This window comes from Salegentibacter salegens, assembly GCF_900142975.1.
In the GTDB taxonomy this organism is placed as follows: Bacteria; Bacteroidota; Bacteroidia; order Flavobacteriales; family Flavobacteriaceae; genus Salegentibacter; species Salegentibacter salegens.
This window is the reverse complement of record NZ_LT670848.1, coordinates 1,705,197-1,724,765: the sequence shown is the minus strand read 5'-3', so window position 1 is coordinate 1,724,765 and position 19,569 is coordinate 1,705,197. Positions and strand designations below refer to the sequence as shown.

The following is a 19,569-nucleotide window of genomic DNA, read 5'->3' as shown; positions in this document are numbered from 1 at the left end:
GCGATGAAATCGCTAAAAAGATTACAAGGTGTAAGCAATAAACAAGATAGTAAAGGGCAGTTAAAAAGTGTGAAACACTTTTTAACTGCCCTTTACATTTCTTCAATTTAAATTACTCATCTTTAATAGTTATTTTGTCACAAATTTTTAAGATATTTGTGACAGAATTTTACATAAAAAATGCCTGAATCCATTGAAAATAGAGTGAAAAATAAGATTAGTAATTATAAGAGAGGAAAAATTTTTTTCCCGTCTGACTTTACTAAATTAGGTTCCTCTACAGCTATTAGACAAGCCTTAAATAGATTAGAAGAAGATGGGTTTTTGACAAGACTAGCTCATGGAATTTATTTATATCCTAAAAAACATCCTATTTTAGGTGAATTAATACCTACAACAGAAGAGATTGCATTAGCTATTGCAAAAAGAGATAAGGCTCGGATAATTCCTACAGGAAATCAAGCCCTTAATAAACTCGGTCTTTCAACTCAAGTACCTATGAACATAGTCTATCTAACCGATGGCTCTTCCCGATCAATCAAGATTAATAATGGTAGTATTAAATTTAAAACAGCTTCTCCCAAAATATTTTCAGTAAAAAGCGATAAGATCATTCTTATAATACAGGCATTGAAACAATTAGGTAAGGAAAACATTACACCTAAAGTCAAAGAAAAAATAAAAGAAGTATTAAAACAAGTTGACTCTGAGGTGATCCAAAAAGACATTCAATTAGTGCCGGTATGGATCAATCAGATAATTAAGGAGTCTGTTGAAAATAGCGATGAATAAATGGAAGAATGGTTTAATCTGAGTGAAAAGGATCGAAAATTAATTATAGATCAAGTTAGTTCGAAAAAAGGTTTACTCCCTGTGGCTATCGAAAAAGATCTATGGGTAATGATTGCTTTGAAAGCAATTTTTAGCACTGAATTAAAAGACTATTTGGTTTTTAAAGGTGGAACTTCATTAAGCAAGGCGTGGAGTATAATTGAAAGGTTTTCAGAAGATATTGATTTAGCAATCGATAGATCATTTTTTGGTTTTGAAGGAGATTTAAGTAGAACTCAAGTAAAAAAATTAAGAAAAGCATCCTGTAAATATGTAAGTGAAAAGTTTGAAGAACAATTGAATGAAGCCTTGTTAAAACAGGGTGTGAAAGAATTTGAAATAAGCATTACAGAATTCGAAGAGTCAGATACTGATCCGCTAGCAATTGAATTACGGTATAAGTCGCTAGTAGAAAAGCAGGAATACCTTCATCCCAGAATATTGATCGAAATTAGTTCAAGATCCTTGATCGAACCTTATGAGTTGAGAGAATTAAAATCTTTAATTAGTATGGTTTATCCAGATCAAAAATTTAGTGGTGATAAAATCGAAATTCCTACGGTTCTTCCATCTCGAACGCTATTAGAAAAAATGTTCTTGCTTCACGAAGAATTTCAAAAACCAAAAGATCGAAAAATAAGAAGTGCTCGTATGACAAGACATTTATATGATATTTCTAAATTAATGGAAACAAAATACTTAGATCAAGCTTTAGAAGACAAAGATTTGTACACTACAATTGTTGATCACCGAAGTAAGCTCACCAAAATTTCTTGGGTAGATTATTCTAAACATAATTATGAAACCTTAAAATTCACGCCACCAGAAAGTATTATGGAAGAATACAAAAGGGATTATTCTGCAATGGAGGAAAGTATGTTCTATGGTAAAACTGAACCATTCGAGGATTTAATTGATAAGTTAAATCAATTAAATAAACGTATAAATAAAATTGACTAAAAATCACCGATTGAATTTTAGCAAGAGGGTGTAATCTCAAGTCTGTCTAGACTTTGAAAATTAAATTAAAATTTTTAGACTAGATTATGACACAAGAAGAGATTAAGGAATTAAAGGAAAAAGCATTAAAACAATTTTTATCAGGAGAATCCCTAACCGGCAAAAACGGCGCTTTTGCTCCAATGCTTAGGGAGTTTATGGAAGAGGCCCTGGAAGCAGAAATGTCTTCGCACCTTTCCGATGAAGAAAAAGGCTCAAAAGCAGGTAATAAGCGTAATGGCAAAGGCAAAAAGACCCTAAAGAGCAGCCAAGGGGACGTCACCATTAACACGCCCCAGGATCGTAACAGTACCTTTGAGCCGGAGATCGTAGCGAAACGCCAGCGTATCCTGGCCGATAATTTAGAAAAGCAGATTATAGGCATGTACGGGATGGGCAATAGCCTGCGGGATATCTCAGCTCATATAGAGGAAATGTATGATTCCAAGATATCCACACACGTTCTAAGTGATATTACGGACCGGGTGATTCCCAAGGTTAAGGAATGGCAGGATCGCCCCTTGGAGCCGGTATATTGCATCCTATGGCTCGACGCGATGCACTTCAAGGTACGCGAAGAAGGCAAAGTAAAGCACAAGGCCTTGTATAATATTTTAGGAATAAATAAAGCTGGAAGAAAGGAAGTGCTGGGTATGTATATCTCGGAAAGTGAAGGGGCCAATTTTTGGCTTCAGGTGCTGACCCAATTAAACAACCGTGGCTTAAAAGATATTCTGATTGCCTGTACGGATAATCTTACGGGCTTTAGTGAAGCCATTCATTCTGTTTATCCCAAGACTGATATTCAGCTATGTATTGTCCACCAGATCCGCAATAGTATGAAGTATGTGGCCAGTAAGGATCAAAAAGATTTTATGAAAGACCTTAAACTGGTGTACAAGGCTGACACCAAAGACCAGGCTGAATCGGCTTTACTGGATCTGGAAGAAAAATGGGGCAAAAGATATCCCATAGTGATCCGTTCCTGGAATGATAACTGGGACCGATTGAGTGCTTATTTTGAATATACCGCACCCATTAGAAAACTCATATACACCACAAATGCCGTAGAGGCTTTTCACCGGCAGGTAAGAAAAGTAACCAAGACCAAAGGCGCTTTTACCAATGATATGGCACTATTGAAGCTGGTTTACCTAGCTACCAGAAGAATTGAAAAGAAATGGAACGCCCCACTGCAGAACTGGGGTTTGGTAGTTCAACAATTAGCTATTAAATTTGAAGGTCGGCTAGAGTTGGACTTAGCCACCAATGAAACGAAAAACTAAAATTTTCTTCTCCCGGGGGTACCCCCGGGAGAAGAAGCAGACAGAGTTGAGCTAACACTCCCTTTAGCAATTGTTCTTTGGAATAGCTTTTTTCCAATTAAAAGAATTCACGCTTCGATATGCCTATGCATTCAGAGAAGCTAAATAAAAGAACACCTCGAAGGTGTATAAATACCAAATTTTATTCTTCTAAATAATTCTATTCCTAGTCTAAAAACTTTTTAACAGTTGATGTGAGCTGAATCCAATTCGTGCAATTAAAATAAGAAAGCCCACGCCGTTGTATATGCTTCGTGCATTTAGTGAGCGTTATTCAAGACCTCACCTTACGGGTGTACAAGTACCCTCATCATTGAATTTAATCTACTATAAGTTCAATACTGGCTTTCTCGGCCTTGTATTTTATTTTGGTCAACAGTTCGTGATAATTCCAGCTCCTCTAATCTTAAAGGGAAGGGTTGTATATGCTGCGTGCATTTAGTGAGTGCTATTAGGGACCTCACCTTACGGGTGTACAAGCACCCTCATCATTGAATTTAACCTACTATAAGTTCAATTCCGGCTTTCTTGGCCTTGTATTTTATTTTTGTCATCAGTTCGTAATAATTCCAATTCCTTAAAAGAAATCCGTCTTCTTTTTTGGCAATTTCCATTTTATCTTCCTGGTTTAACAAAATGAGTGTCCCCGCTTGATTTTTAATGCAAAAATCAATTAGCCTTCGGCTGTATACATGCAAGCGGTTACTTACATAGTTTTTTTCCTGTTCGTGGAATCCTCCCACAGCTTTTGTTTTGCGTTTACGACCTTTTCCCGGTCTGCAATAGGTGGCTCCGCTTTGTGCCCTTTTGCGAGCAGCCTGTATGGCTAGCCTTCTATATAGAAACTCTTCTCGACTGCCAATACTAAGGGTTTTCTTTCCGGATTTCACTATAATAGGATGCTCAATAGATAAAGAAGCTTCTGCAATAACTTCCGGTTTTAGTTTATGCTTTTCTTTTTCAATTTCAAATACGGCCAACCAATAAATTTTTTGACCTTTCAGTTGAATTTTAGAGGTACATAGCTTGATTTTGCCGGCTACTACTTGTTCCAGTAACCGTCGTTTATCCGTGTAATCTTTCCCTAGATACGTTTTAAAGGGGATGGAAAACAAACGAAAACAAAAGGCTTTTTTTTCCTCTTTAAAAGTGAAGCCTAGAATACATATTGGTCCAAACGGAAAAGCGATATCCCTTCTGAAATTTGCCAGGGAACGTTCTCCGCTCCTATATTCCAGCAAGTTGTTACGAAAGTTATTGATTATATTATAGTTCAGGTTGGCTAAAATGTTGGTAGGAATTTCCCCTTTAAAACGATCGGAAACCACCCGGTAGGTACAGTTGATTTTTGAACGATTGAGTATGCCGTCTTCAGCTTTTTTTTCATCCGCTAACTTATATTTTATTCCTTCCGATAAATAAAAGAATTCCTTGATCCTTTCCTGCACGTAGAGGTGGGAAACAATAAGGTTGGCCGCCCTGAAACTTCGGTTTTGCCAGCGATACAGGGCATCATAAGCCTCCTTTTTTTCTTCTTTGGTAGGGGCGTCCACCTGTAGCTGGATCTTTCGGGTGAGTTTTATGGTATCTTTTCCCATGACTAAGCTGATTGTTGTTCGTAATTAAGCTGTGTCAGTTTATAGGCAGCCATAAATTCCTTGTGCACTTCCTTTTTGGAAAGGTTCAGTTCTTTGGCAATAGCCGCAAATGAATATTGCTTTTCTGTACGCAGCTGTAACACCTTTTCCTGTTCCCAGGTCATAGTACCCTGGATCTTTACCGCCAACATCGGTTGTGGTTTAGCTTCGAGCGAACTCCCTTTGTTAATGATATTTTTAATATCATTAATGGCGCTTTTTACTTCGGTACTGGTTTTGGTGATGCTGGTTCCCATTGTCTGGGCAATGGCCTTATACTGAAAACCGTAATTTAAACAGAGTTCAATAAGTCGTTTTCTTTCACTACTAAGCAAAGGGAGGACATTCTGAATCCGATCGAAAGCTTTCTGGTTGGCTTCCTGCATCATTAGATGCTCATCTTTTTCTTCCGGATCATAGCCGTGCATATATTCCTGGTAGTCCTCGTAATATTCTAACCTGCCTATGCCCCGGTAAAAATTATGCCGGGGGCGACAATAATAAAAGGTACAATCCCTTTTCATCACATAACGAAGGAAAAAGTAAATATGTTCCGGGTGTTCAATCCCTTCCCTATTCTCCCATAGTTTTAAGAAAGTATCCTGAAGGATGTTTTCTATGACAAATTCATCCTTTATCAATTGCTTCCCTAACCAATAGATTCTTCTGTGGTATCTGGTATAGATAATCTTCAAAGCATCGGGATGGCCTTGTTGTAATAATTCAAAAATAGGCTGTAACATAAGCAGTCGTTATTTAGCCGGAGGTAATTACCTCCAGAATTAAACTGAATTTAGCTAAAGCGAATTCTTATAAGGTATAAAGAGAAGGTAGCTTTGAGAACAATTGAGAAGAAAGCCTGTTTTTACAAACAAAAAGGCGTGGAGACTCAACTTATCGAACAGAGGCACTGGTATACCTTACCACGATCAAGTAAGCCCACGCCCGGGTCGTGAGCATTTACACTTATCATCTTGTGGTTTGTTGAAAATTACCAGTTTTCTGTTCAAGACTCAAAGCGAATGCTTCTAATGTTTTACTTAAAGAAGTATCGCAAATATAAAAATTAAATCATTTTGATCTAACTATCAGCTAAGTAATGAAAAATATCTTTTTGTTACAAGAACTTGTAACATTTTTTATTCAAAAATTTCTTGTATTTACCTTCCAAGGAATTTTTTATGGAGGAATTAGACCTAAAACGACAACAAATTTTCGGGAAGCATGTTAAGAGGCTTCGAGAAGAAAAAGGTTTAAGTCAAGATGATATTGCCGCAAGATGCCGAGTTACAAAAGGTAGCTTAAGTGTTATTGAGAATGGTAATAGAAATTTTTCCTTTACTACATTATTAGCATTAGCAAAGGCTCTGGAAGTAGAACCTAAAACGCTTCTCGATATTGATTTTGAATTATTTTCTGAATAAATTCCTTTAATTCGCCTCTCTTTACGGTTTTCCGTATTTTTCTCTTTTTCGGTTTTTGCTGATAAAGCATTTTAAGCCAATTATAGAGTGAGAACTATAAGCTTAAAACAACAACATAAGATACGTGGCAAAAGCTAGCTATCGATTTTGTAAAAGAACTTTGGGACCTGGAGAGCTTACTTAGCCGTGCCGTTGCAGAAAACAATTACAAAAAGAACTACGGGTTTTCCCTTATTTTTTATAGGAAATTATAATTATTTTTAGTAATTATGTTAAGAATACTTAGGTTACCCTACATTCCTAATGATAAAATCAACTCTGAACCTTTATTTGCTGATTAAAAAATAAAAATCCCACGGGGTACGCAGGATTTAAGATTTTTCTTCGGCTTATAGCCTTATTGTGAAAAGCTTTCAGTATTTCAAAGATAAAAAATAAAAAGCAATTTACAACATACAACTTGTGCAGGTGCTATTTAAGTCTGCATAGAGTACAAAAAAAGGAGATAAGTCTAATAAGACCAGAAAGTGGGTTTGGACCACCAAATTCAATTATTAGTGCACTAATAACTTTCTCTCTTTTGAACAAAGTAAACGCAAATATAAAAGAGATACAAGTTATATAGAACCTATTTTTATTAAATTTGAATTTAAAACTCAAACCATGAGTAACTTAACTTTAGGAATTGATTTAGGAACAAATAGCATTGGCTGGGCTATTCGAGATGTATCAGCATTGAAAAATCAAATTATAAAATCGGGTGTATTAATTTTCGATAAAGGAGTTGGGGAAGAAAAAGGTATAGAGTTTCCGAAAGTTAAAAAACGTACAGAAAGTCGTGGCAAACGAAGAAATTATCAAGCCGAAAAATACCGTAAATGGGAATTACTGGAGTTTCTAATTAATAAAAATATGTGCCCTTTAACCATAGGGGAGTTAGATGAATGGCGAAAATATAACAAAAACAATCCTAGAAAATATCCCCAGACTGAAGCCTTCATCAATTGGTTGCGATATGATTTTAATGGAGATGGCAAACCAGACTTTCATCTCCTAGGAGGTGATGCACACGAAAACCATTATTTATTCCGTGCTAAAGCAATAAGTGAAAATGAAGCTGATAAAAAAGTCTTTCAGGAGAATCCTCAAATCTTAGGAAGGGTATTTTATCATTTAGTGCAACGCCGTGGTTTTAAAGGGCGTGATGAAGAGGAAGCTAAAACTATGTTAGAGGGCAGCAAAAATAATGACACGCCTGGCAGAAATGAAATTAAAAATTATATTATAAAACACCGAAGCTTAGGAGCAGCATTATACCATTATCAAAAAGAAAAATCTACTAATGGTGAAAAAATAAGGATCCGTCAGCGCTATAATCTTAGAAAAGATTATGAAAACGAATTAAAGGAAATCTGTCAGGTTCAAGGCTTGGAAAAAACATCTTATGAAAAACTTTGGAAAGCAATTATCTGGCAAAGGCCTTTGCGTACCCAAAAAGGTTCGGTAGGATTGTGTACCTATGAAAAAAACAAAAGACGCGCCCCCATTAGCCACCCGTTGTATGAAGAATATAGAACCTGGGTTTTTATCAATAATTTAAAGATTGAAGCTCCGGAAGGTTGGAAGCAGGAAGATTATTTAAAAGAAAAGATCTATCCTGTTTTTTATAAGACGGGAAATAATTTCAGCCTTAAATCTATTCTCAATCAATTAGACAAAGATGAGGCAACAATTACTTCCGGTTATGCAATAAGAGAAAAGACAAAAGTACTTTCAACAAAGCTACTGAAACAATTTGAAGATGTTTTTGGTGAAAACTGGAAAGAAAATTTAGGTTGGAAAGAGGCTTTTGTTCGAAATGCTCAACCAGCAAAGAAAAATTCAAGTTACTATACTTTTGAAGACCTTTGGCATGTATTATTCACCTTTGATAGTGAAGAAAAATTAAAAGAATTCGCGTTAGAAAAGTTAAAACTCGAAAAGGCGAAGGCAGAGAAATTTTCTAAAATAAGACTTCAACAAGGCTATGCTACTTTAAGTCTATCAGCTATAAAAAAGATTCTACCTTACCTTCAAAAAGGCTATGCTTATTCCAAGGCTGTATATATGGCCAACCTTCAAAAAGTTCTGGGAACATATGAAATCTCAGATGAGTTTATTAATCATTTTGCTGTTGAAATTGATGAAATTTACGAAAGTGTTTCTACCCAGCGTAAGTTAAATAATGTTTTAAATAGTTTATTCAGAACAGAGCTGGTGGCTGAGGGAGATTATCATTTAGCCGAACAGGAAGAATTGGATAACTCAGATATTAATTTGATTAAGCAGAATATAATTGATGTATTAGGCGATAAAACCTGGGAAGAGATTAATGAAGACCAGAAAGAGGAATATGTAAATTATGTAAAAGAAAAATATAAAGGATTTCTTCAAAAACCATTTCAAGCCAAGAAAGGGAGTTTTGTAGAACAGCCTAGAATTCATGACGCTATTTTCAACTATTTGCAGGAATATTATCCAGAACAGGTTCCCAAAAAAAACATTCAATATTTATGGCATCCTTCAGAACAGGAAAAATACCCAAATTCAGATACTTATCAGGAAATAAATCAAAAAGGCAAAGTATTTTATATTAAGGAATACGAACTCAATTCTTTTTTACACCGCTACCCTGATGCCGAGGCAGACGGGATTTCATTAAAACTTCTAGGAAATCCGGAACCAATAAGCAAAGGTTTTAAAAATCCGATGGCTTTAAAAAGCTTACATAAATTAAAGCAATTGCTAAACTTTTTATTACAAACACAACTAATTGATTCTCATACTAGGATTGTTGTTGAAATTGCAAGGGAGCTAAATGACGCCAATTACCGTAAAGCTCTAGAACAGTGGCAAAATGAACGAGAAAAGGAAAACCAAAAGTTAAGTGATACTATTGAAGAAATCAACCAAGAATGTAACACAAGTTTTGACCCTAACAGTAAAGCTTTAATTCGAAAAATCAGGTTATGGGAAGAACAAGGTAAAAAATGCATGTATACCGGAGCGATGATCAATAAATGCGACTTGTTGAATGGCGAATACTATGATTTTGAGCATACTATTCCCGCAAGCATTAGTTTTGATAATGAATTAAAAAACCTAACACTGGCCGACAAAAATTACAATTCGAATATCAAAGGCAAAAAATTCCCCACACAACTTGATAATTATGATTCAGAATGTGATTTTGATGGAAAGCCTCTTCAGCCTATCCTGAAAAATATTGAAGCCTTATTCGGCAAAAGAAGTGTAGAGAAAAAGACTTTAAAGAAAAAAGGTATACAGAAAGAAATTACTATTGAAAAGTGGAGCAAGATTGCGGAACTTGAATTTCAACTTAGTAAATTAAGTAGTCTAAGAGGTGTTGAGCCAAAAGATAAAAGGGATAGCCTTATCCAGAAAAGGCATAAGTTAAAGTTCGAATTAGATTATTTAAAGCAAAAACTACAAACTTTTACTATTGAAGAGTTCAAAGCTGGCTGGCGTAATAGCCAGTTACGCGACACCCAAATAATGACCAAATACGCAGTGCCATATCTTAAAACAGTTTTTAATCGTGTAGAGGTTCAAAAAGGAAGTGTTGTTGATATATTTAAAGAAGTGTACAATGTGAAATTAAGAAGTGATAAAAAAGATCGTTCAAAACACAGTCATCACGCAGTAGATGGAGCTATTCTCACATTAATTCCGAAAGCTGCCCAACGGGACAAAATTATTAAAGAATATCAATTAAAAAAGGATGAAGGCTTCGGAGAGGTTTATCATGAAGCCCCAAAAGAGTGGGATAACTTTAAAGTCTCATATATAAAAAACATAGAAGAAGAAATACTCATTAATAATCTTAAAGAGCATAGAACTTTAAATGCTACCTTTAAAAAGGTTCGAAAACGAGGCAAAATAGATAAAAAAGAAAATGGAAACCCAAAATGGGCAAAAGGGGATACTATACGAGGTCAGTTGCACGGAGAATCCTTTTATGGGGCAATTAAACAACCAAAGCGGGACGATAACAATAAGATCAAATTTGATAATGGGAAAATGCAGTTACACGAGGATATTAAATTAGTAATAAGAAAACCTCTCGTGTATGCTAAAGATGCTGCATCGCCAGGCTTTAAAAGTTTAGCAGACATAGAAAAAGTTATTGTGGATAAAGCATTATTTGGTTTGATTAAAGAACAAGTAGATGAAGCTGATAGTTTCAAGTCAGCATTAGCCAACGGAGTCTATATGCTAAATAAAAATGGAGAAAAAGTCAACAAAATAAGGCATATAAGGTGTTTTGATAGGTTAAAACACTCAACAGCCGTAAAACCACACGAACACGATTTTAAATCTGAAAAAGAATACAAGCAAACTACTTATGCCCAAAATGGCGAAAATGCATTTTGTTTGTATTATAAAGGAGATATAAAAGGTAAAGAGGAGCGGGCTATTAATATAGTAGGTATTTTCGATTTAGCTAAATTGGACATTGGAAATGAAAGTGACTTTTTTGAAATACCCCTGTTCAATTTAATTAAAAAGAAGAGTTCAGAAATTTCCTTATATGCTGTTCTAAAATCTGGACAAAAAGCTATTTTCTACAAAGAAAATATAGAGGAATTAAAAGAACTTGATGAAAAGGAACTTTCTGAACGAATGTATAAAATGTATCAGTTTGAGGGAGATTCTAATAAAATAAAATTTAAACATCATTTAGTATCAGGTCCAAACACCGATATTTCTAAAAAATTACCAAAAGGGTACAAAGAAGCTTCACCATTTGGAAGCTTCGAAAAGCAACCTTTGATGCGGCTAACAGCCGGAAATTGGAATTTTGCCATAGAAGAAAAAGATTTTGAAATGAACTTAGATGGTTCAATTAATTGGAATTTATAATCTATGATCAAACGCACTCTCTTTTTCGCCAATCCAGCTTACTTAAGCACAAAAAATGAACAGTTAGTGGTTTCTTTCCCTAAAGAAGGAAAAGAAAATAAAATAGTTCCCATTGAAGATATTGGGATGGTAGTTTTAGAAAACCCGCAGATTACTCTAACCAACGGACTAATAACCAAACTTATTCAGAACAAGGCTGCGGTAGTAAATTGCGATAAACAGCACTTACCCTGCTCTATTTTGCAACCCCTCGTGGGACATACTGAACAAACAGAACGCTTTTCGGCGCAACTCAGTGCTAGTTTACCTTTAAAGAAAAATCTATGGCAGCAAACCATTAGTGCTAAAGTTAGTAACCAGGGGCAACACCTTTTTAAGAGAAATAAAAACCATAAAAAACTGGTGCGTTGGGCTGGAGAAGTCAAAAGCGGCGATACCGAAAATCATGAAGCCGTTGCAGCCGCTCATTATTGGCAAAATCTTTTTGAAATAGAAGGATTTACTAGATATCGGCACGGAGACCCTCCTAACAATTTACTTAACTATGGGTATGCGATTCTACGAGCAATTACTGCAAGAGCCTTAATTAGTTCCGGCTTACTGCCAGGTGTGGGAATCTTTCATCATAATAAATATAATGCCTTTGCTCTGGCCGATGATATTATGGAACCTTATCGGATTTATGTAGATGACCTGGTTTATGAAATAGTGGTTGCAGAAGAGAATATTGACGAATTGACCACAGACTTGAAATCCCAACTTCTAAAAATTCCTGCTTTAGATGTTTTTATTGATGGAAAATGGAGTCCGCTAATGGTAGCCCTTAGTAGGACGACTAATTCACTTTATGAGTGTTTTGCTAATCTAAGCCGAAGGATTCTTTATCCAGTTTACCAGTAATAATATTCGGTTTGGATAAAGTTGAAAATTCAATAGTAACTATATGGATGAAAAATTTTCACGTTTAAATCAGTATCGAAGTATGTGGGTATTAGTGTTTTTTGACCTTCCAACGGAGACCAGGGTAGAACGAAAAGCTGCAGCTCGTTTCAGGAAAGATCTTCTTGATGACGGTTTTGGAATGTTTCAATTTTCAATCTATACCAGGTTTTGCGCTAGTCGTGAAAATGCTGATGTCCATACCAAACGAACCAAGAGAAACCTACCAAAAAAAGGAAAGGTATGTATAATGCAAATTACGGATAAGCAATTTGGGATGATTGAACTCTTTCATGGAAGAAAAGAAACAGCCCCCGAGGCTCCTATCCAACAACTTGAACTTTTCTAGGATTTTAAATCTCCTACTGAATACTGTCAAGACATCTCAAAAGCTTCTTATTTTTTAATTCTAATAGATCACTTAAAAAACAGGATACCAGCCTTTTATAGCGGGTATCCTGTGAATCCTAATTAAAAATACAATTCTGAAAGCAATTCACAACTAGGCGCCAGGGGGTACATAAGGTCGTCGTCCTGTGAATCCTAATTAAAAATACAATTCTGAAAGCAATTCACAACTCGCTTCCCAGGTTGAAAGGGGTTTTTGTTCCTGTGAATCCTAATTAAAAATACAATTCTGAAAGCAATTCACAACCGTATGTTGGCGCGGTTGCCTGTGATTCACCCTGTGAATCCTAATTAAAAATACAATTCTGAAAGCAATTCACAACTGATGATTACCTACATAAATCATGTGTTGACCTGTGAATCCTAATTAAAAATACAATTCTGAAAGCAATTCACAACTTAACTCAAGATTGGCTTTATCCAGGAAATCCTGTGAATCCTAATTAAAAATACAATTCTGAAAGCAATTCACAACCCCTGTTGCAAACAGGTGGGTAGCGCTATGCCTGTGAATCCTAATTAAAAATACAATTCTGAAAGCAATTCACAACTGACAAGACAGCTTCCACCCTGGACGCTGCCTGTGAATCCTAATTAAAAATACAATTCTGAAAGCAATTCACAACTTCTGAATAAGTTTAGGTTTTGGTTAGTAGCCTGTGAATCCTAATTAAAAATACAATTCTGAAAGCAATTCACAACTTTTTAATTCTTTAATATTCGCGACCTGGCCTGTGAATCCTAATTAAAAATACAATTCTGAAAGCAATTCACAACTTGTAGTGTTTGAAAATTTCGTTTACAAGTCCTGTGAATCCTAATTAAAAATACAATTCTGAAAGCAATTCACAACTGGTTCTTTAATTCCTAATTGAAAGGCGGCCCTGTGAATCCTAATTAAAAATACAATTCTGAAAGCAATTCACAACAATGGTAACATTTATGGGATTCCTTTTAGCCCTGTGAATCCTAATTAAAAATACAATTCTGAAAGCAATTCACAACGAGATGATTATAAGTCACGCAGGAGATAATCCTGTGAATCCTAATTAAAAATACAATTCTGAAAGCAATTCACAACTTCCACGTGTTCGTGTCCCGGATCAAAAGTCCTGTGAATCCTAATTAAAAATACAATTCTGAAAGCAATTCACAACCGTTAAATTTTGGTTCACAAATTCAGGTTTCCTGTGAATCCTAATTAAAAATACAATTCTGAAAGCAATTCACAACTAACGAAGCCTTTTCTTCAAAAATTAAAACCTGTGAATCCTAATTAAAAATACAATTCTGAAAGCAATTCACAACCTAAGCCTTGCTGTGCTTTTTTTTTGCTTCCTGTGAATCCTAATTAAAAATACAATTCTGAAAGCAATTCACAACTCAGTTTTAGACAAATATACCGAGCTAAAACCTGTGAATCCTAATTAAAAATACAATTCTGAAAGCAATTCACAACCAACTATCCCGAAATTGCCAATGTGATTATCCTGTGAATCCTAATTAAAAATACAATTCTGAAAGCAATTCACAACCCGGCGTCGAAATTAGCGACGGCGATATTACCTGTGAATCCTAATTAAAAATACAATTCTGAAAGCAATTCACAACTAACGGCCGCCTGTAATTCTTCATTGGCTTCCTGTGAATCCTAATTAAAAATACAATTCTGAAAGCAATTCACAACTACTGGCTTTTTATTAATAGCTGGTTAAAACCTGTGAATCCTAATTAAAAATACAATTCTGAAAGCAATTCACAACCCGTCCTCAGGAGTTTCAGCGTGAATACCGCCTGTGAATCCTAATTAAAAATACAATTCTGAAAGCAATTCACAACCAAGAATCCCTACTTCTTTTTTGTATTTTCCCTGTGAATCCTAATTAAAAATACAATTCTGAAAGCAATTCACAACCTTAACGGCTTCGTCGATGGGAAAACAAAACCTGTGAATCCTAATTAAAAATACAATTCTGAAAGCAATTCACAACTTGCGTCCAGTGAATAATCTTCCCGGTAAACCTGTGAATCCTAATTAAAAATACAATTCTGAAAGCAATTCACAACCTTCGGACCTTAACAGCCTGGCCGAACTTTCCTGTGAATCCTAATTAAAAATACAATTCTGAAAGCAATTCACAACTTACCTTCCTTTAGGAATAACCAGTTTAGACCTGTGAATCCTAATTAAAAATACAATTCTGAAAGCAATTCACAACTTGCGTTGGCTTCAATTATAAAAAAAGTCCCTGTGAATCCTAATTAAAAATACAATTCTGAAAGCAATTCACAACTATCTTTCCCAGGTCTTCGCGTATCGCTTCCCTGTGAATCCTAATTAAAAATACAATTCTGAAAGCAATTCACAACTTCGATCGCTTCTTTTAAATCTCTGTCGGCCTGTGAATCCTAATTAAAAATACAATTCTGAAAGCAATTCACAACCCAAAACAACGCGCCAAACGCCGACGCTGGCCTGTGAATCCTAATTAAAAATACAATTCTGAAAGCAATTCACAACCCCAGACCATTCTAAGAAGAAAGGAATATCCCTGTGAATCCTAATTAAAAATACAATTCTGAAAGCAATTCACAACTCTTCTGGCTTTGTCCTAAATAGAACATCACCTGTGAATCCTAATTAAAAATACAATTCTGAAAGCAATTCACAACTCGCTTATTAAGGTGATAAGGCCGTTATTTCCTGTGAATCCTAATTAAAAATACAATTCTGAAAGCAATTCACAACTTGTTGCCGGAATGAAGTTCCGCAACGAACCTGTGAATCCTAATTAAAAATACAATTCTGAAAGCAATTCACAACTTTTGAATGGCCTTGTAACCCGGCGATATTCCTGTGAATCCTAATTAAAAATACAATTCTGAAAGCAATTCACAACCCTTGAAAGGTTCAACCCTTAGCCGTCACTCCTGTGAATCCTAATTAAAAATACAATTCTGAAAGCAATTCACAACTATTTGGCGGAAATTTAAAAATGCAAATTGCCTGTGAATCCTAATTAAAAATACAATTCTGAAAGCAATTCACAACATTGTAACCAAATTGGTTTACGTAAATCCTCCTGTGAATCCTAATTAAAAATACAATTCTGAAAGCAATTCACAACTGCGCCCGAAGATATGGTAAAGCCATTTATCCTGTGAATCCTAATTAAAAATACAATTCTGAAAGCAATTCACAACGCAGCAGCTATGGATAGTCTAAATAAAGTCCCTGTGAATCCTAATTAAAAATACAATTCTGAAAGCAATTCACAACTGGTTTAGTACCAGTGAAGATGTAGCAGAGCCTGTGAATCCTAATTAAAAATACAATTCTGAAAGCAATTCACAACTGATCCCTTCTTGTATTTCGTCTTCCATAACCTGTGAATCCTAATTAAAAATACAATTCTGAAAGCAATTCACAACTCATAATGAGTGAGTATTAATTGTTGAAGACCTGTGAATCCTAATTAAAAATACAATTCTGAAAGCAATTCACAACTGCTAAGTGGTAATGATGGAGAAAGCGCGCCTGTGAATCCTAATTAAAAATACAATTCTGAAAGCAATTCACAACAGGATATTCATTATAATTTTTATCAGCCTTCCTGTGAATCCTAATTAAAAATACAATTCTGAAAGCAATTCACAACTTAAGAGCGCAAGGCTTTCATAAGAATTTCCCTGTGAATCCTAATTAAAAATACAATTCTGAAAGCAATTCACAACTATACTTGAAGTATAATGACATATCTGGACCTGTGAATCCTAATTAAAAATACAATTCTGAAAGCAATTCACAACTCAGGAGCTCTATTCTCTTCTTTCCATACTCCTGTGAATCCTAATTAAAAATACAATTCTGAAAGCAATTCACAACTGCGCCCGAAGATATGGTAAAGCCATTTATCCTGTGAATCCTAATTAAAAATACAATTCTGAAAGCAATTCACAACTCTATGGTTTTAGTATTATCAAAAACAAATCCTGTGAATCCTAATTAAAAATACAATTCTGAAAGCAATTCACAACCTACTTCTTCAGAGTTAGGATATTTAGAATCCTGTGAATCCTAATTAAAAATACAATTCTGAAAGCAATTCACAACCCCCGATTTCGCTCTTTTATTGATTTTTTAACCTCCTCTTTCTTTTGAGTGGTTTTGAGGTTCAGAAACTCTTCCAGGTTATAGACAGCTCAGATTTCGCGACAGAGAAAGTTCCTTTATCATATTTTTGCTTTACACGTTCAGCTGCTACCGCAAAGAGAGATTGAGAACCTCCTGGCCCTTTAAGTTTGTTTTTAATCTTGAAATTAAAAAAATTTACCTTTAAGCACTTGGCTTTAAAATTCTAATATTAGCAGTGGTAGATTATTCACCTACTTGGTTGTTTTATGATTTGGGAACAAAAATGATTTCATTAGATTGATCTGAAATTCATTCTACTAAGTCTGAATAGGGGCTTATTTGTTCTTCTGAAAATTCATCTCACAAATGATAATCCGAATTCTGTAAGATTTCTTTGATTTTAATGTCTAAATACTTGAATATTAGTACCTTTGCCCAAGACGATACAAATGGCATCAAAATTTAGGTTCACAAATCGTCAACATAGAAAATAAGTTATCAGTATTTATAGGCTATTTGAGAAATCGGTGAATCCTGGCAAGGTCACAAAATAAAATCCTAATAGGCTTATTTATAAGATGTTAGGATTTTTTTGTTTTTAATTGTGACAGTTATGTGTCCCTTACAATAGATAATTCATGCTTCAGGTTAATATCATGGTCTTTTGCAGAGCCAGGGTAATTTCAATGCCGTCCAGCTCACCTTTAAGGTTGATATCCAGTAGCAATATATCAGGTGGTTGATATTTATGTGTGCTAAAGCTTCTTCAACCGGGGAAGAATTTCGGTAACTTTTTATCCCAGTTTAGTACGTTGTAAGAAGATATTTGTAGCAATAACCATCTCAACTTCCACAATCAATATCTTAATGCTTTCGCTCATTATGCGCTTTTTTGGAGAAGAAAATCAAATTCAATATGAGTTCCTTGATCACTGCGTTCTCTCATCTTCCCATTTAGTTGCAGGGTTAATAGTTCTACCAATTGCGAACCGAAACCGGTGCCTTTGGGAGCAAGACCTGCTGTTTTCCCGACACCATTATCTGTCACCTCCAGTCTTAAATTTTGATTACTGTCCTTTGCCAGACTTATATGTATAACACCCTGTTGCTGTTCTGGAAATGCATACTTAAGGGCATTAGTGAGCAGCTCGTTTACAATAAGGCCAATGGGAACGGCTGTATCAACATCCAGTTCCAGGTTATCCATAGCGCATTCAATTTTTACACGCTCTTCTGCATTAAAACTGTCGAGAATACCTTCACTTAGGTTGATGAAGTAATCCTTCATTTCAATACTTCCCAGATTTGTCCCTTGATATAATTTTTGATGAATAATACCCATCGATTGTACTCTGTTTTGGCTGGCGATCATAGCGTCTTTAGTGGCAGGGTCATCTATTTGAGCCGACTGCAAAGCAATCAGGCTTTTTACCATTTCTAAATTGTTCTTCACACGATGATGTATTTCTTTAAGAAGCAGTTCATTTTCTGCGTTGTGTTTATCAAGCAACACATTTTTATGGGCTAGCTCTTCATTTAGTGCTTTTAGTTTTTGATTACTCCTTTGTTTAAGTCTGTAATTACGATATAATAGTCCTAGCAATAAAGCACCAATAATTAAGGCAACAATATAAATAGTTTGTTGTTGCCGCTTAGCAGTAAGCTCTTTATCTTGCTTGAGCACATTCACCTGTAATTCATTTTCACGAAGGCTTCTTTCGTTTCTTTCTACTTCGATAACGTTGTTAGCTTCCGACCACTCTATATGATATTCAAGAGCGGTCTTATAATCTCCTTTGAGGGCATACAATCTGGATAATTCTTCTATAAAGTAGGCTGTATTTACCTTAGTATTTATCGCGATTGAGGAGTTCTTGGCAATTTCATAATATTCTATTGCTTTATCGTATTTACCTTCTGCCTTAGCAATCTTGCCTAACAGAACATGCGCGAATTGATAAACATCAATAGTTCGTAGGTTATACTCCTCCAAAAATTTTATGGTTTTATATAAGTAAGGTTTAGCCTCTTCGTATTTTTCCTTTTGAATAAGGCTGCTACCCATTGAATAAGAATGCCAGGTATGATGAAAGGGATTAGTGATTTGAGGTAATAACTCTTCTATTTGATGCATATAATAGTCACTTGAATCAGGATCTGACTCTCCGTAATGGTAAAATAACAATTTGTAGGCAACAACAAGAGCCTCATTCTTTTCCGGATAATCTGAATTCTGATAGCCAATCATACTTTCCTTTAAAAATTGAAAAGATTTTTCTTGCTCTTCCGGCAACCCATATTGATAAAGAAATCTGCCTCTATCTTTCAATATCTTAAGCTGAATCTCAGGCCGATTATCATCTTTTAGCAAGTCCAGGGCTTTTACAAAAAGCTCGAGCCCCGGTTTTGGCTCTCCTCTTATAATTTTTATCAACGCCCAATTAATCAATAGATCATAACCCAAAACCTTATCTTTTTTGTTTTCCGGGATTTTTTCATAATAAGCCCAACCTATGGGTGCCAGCGAATCTACTACGTTAAAGTTATGAGACCTATTAGCTCTATCTGTGATATCACGATACAAATCAGCCAAACGTTCATATTGTAGAGGCTTGCTATTTTGCAGTAGTAGCGCAGCCCTATCAAAGTAAAAAACAGTACTGTCCCTGTTAAAATGGGGCATTTCTTTAAACCACAATGCCTTGTCCTGGTAGGCTCTACTCAAAGCAGCAACTTCATCTGAAGAAAGGTCCTGGTCAAGACTTATTTCAACTGCAGTTTTTGCACTATTTTTAACCCGGGGACTTTGGGAAAATCCGCTCACATGCAAGAGCAAAGCAGTACACCATATAAAGGATTTAAACAAGGAGTTGATCATCGCTTTGCTTGTTAGATTGATATGAGTGATTCCTTTTGTCATTAGATTTTAAATGATACACAACAGAACT

Annotated in this window: 10 protein-coding genes and 1 CRISPR repeat array; of the genes, 7 read left to right on the top strand and 3 right to left on the bottom strand. The window is 35.3% G+C overall.

Annotated features, from left to right (window positions below):
• Positions 1-180: 180 nt before the first annotated feature.
• The 3 genes from B5488_RS07805 (at position 181) to B5488_RS07795 (ending at position 3,116) form a co-directional block, all read left to right on the top strand.
• The gene (locus B5488_RS07805) at positions 181-792 is read left to right on the top strand and encodes a DUF6088 family protein (RefSeq protein WP_079734755.1); all 612 of its coding nucleotides are present in this window, start codon (positions 181-183) and stop codon (positions 790-792) included.
• On the top strand, positions 793-1,791 hold the full coding sequence (locus B5488_RS07800; RefSeq protein ID WP_079734754.1) for a nucleotidyl transferase AbiEii/AbiGii toxin family protein: 999 nt from the start codon (positions 793-795) through the stop codon (positions 1,789-1,791).
• Positions 1,792-1,877: 86 nt separating this feature from the next.
• Positions 1,878-3,116, top strand: a complete 1,239-nt coding sequence (locus B5488_RS07795; RefSeq protein WP_079733433.1) for an IS256 family transposase — start codon at positions 1,878-1,880, stop codon at positions 3,114-3,116.
• Between the two features lie 536 nt (positions 3,117-3,652).
• Here B5488_RS07795 and B5488_RS07790 read toward each other — a convergent pair.
• Positions 3,653-4,753 carry a hypothetical protein gene (locus B5488_RS07790; RefSeq protein WP_079734753.1) on the bottom strand — a complete coding sequence of 367 codons (1,101 nt, stop codon included), beginning with the start codon at positions 4,751-4,753 and terminating at the stop codon, positions 3,653-3,655.
• A 2-nt stretch (positions 4,754-4,755) separates the two neighbouring features.
• Positions 4,756-5,535: an RNA polymerase sigma factor gene (locus B5488_RS07785; protein WP_079734752.1), complete on the bottom strand. Its 780-nt coding sequence runs from the start codon at positions 5,533-5,535 to the stop codon at positions 4,756-4,758.
• A 438-nt stretch (positions 5,536-5,973) separates the two neighbouring features.
• Between B5488_RS07785 and B5488_RS07780 the strand changes: the two genes are divergently transcribed.
• The 4 genes from B5488_RS07780 (at position 5,974) to cas2 (ending at position 12,427) form a co-directional block, all read left to right on the top strand.
• On the top strand, positions 5,974-6,216 hold the full coding sequence (locus B5488_RS07780) for a helix-turn-helix domain-containing protein (protein WP_079734751.1): 243 nt from the start codon (positions 5,974-5,976) through the stop codon (positions 6,214-6,216).
• A gap of 663 nt (positions 6,217-6,879) precedes the next feature.
• Positions 6,880-11,139 carry a type II CRISPR RNA-guided endonuclease Cas9 gene (gene cas9 / locus B5488_RS07775; RefSeq protein WP_079734750.1) on the top strand — a complete coding sequence of 1,420 codons (4,260 nt, stop codon included), beginning with the start codon at positions 6,880-6,882 and terminating at the stop codon, positions 11,137-11,139.
• Positions 11,140-11,142: 3 nt separating this feature from the next.
• A complete protein-coding gene (gene cas1, locus B5488_RS07770; RefSeq protein WP_079734749.1) occupies positions 11,143-12,039 on the top strand; it encodes a type II CRISPR-associated endonuclease Cas1 in 897 nt (298 codons plus the stop codon).
• A 43-nt stretch (positions 12,040-12,082) separates the two neighbouring features.
• Positions 12,083-12,427, top strand: coding sequence for a CRISPR-associated endonuclease Cas2 (gene cas2 / locus B5488_RS07765; protein WP_079734748.1), 345 nt, complete (start codon positions 12,083-12,085; stop codon positions 12,425-12,427).
• A 108-nt stretch (positions 12,428-12,535) separates the two neighbouring features.
• Positions 12,536-16,600: direct repeats of the CRISPR family, unit length 46 nt; unit sequence CCTGTGAATCCTAATTAAAAATACAATTCTGAAAGCAATTCACAAC.
• Between the two features lie 901 nt (positions 16,601-17,501).
• Here the strand turns inward: cas2 and B5488_RS07755 are convergent.
• On the bottom strand, positions 17,502-19,541 hold the full coding sequence (locus B5488_RS07755; protein WP_079734747.1) for a histidine kinase dimerization/phosphoacceptor domain -containing protein: 2,040 nt from the start codon (positions 19,539-19,541) through the stop codon (positions 17,502-17,504).
• Positions 19,542-19,569: the final 28 nt, after the last annotated feature.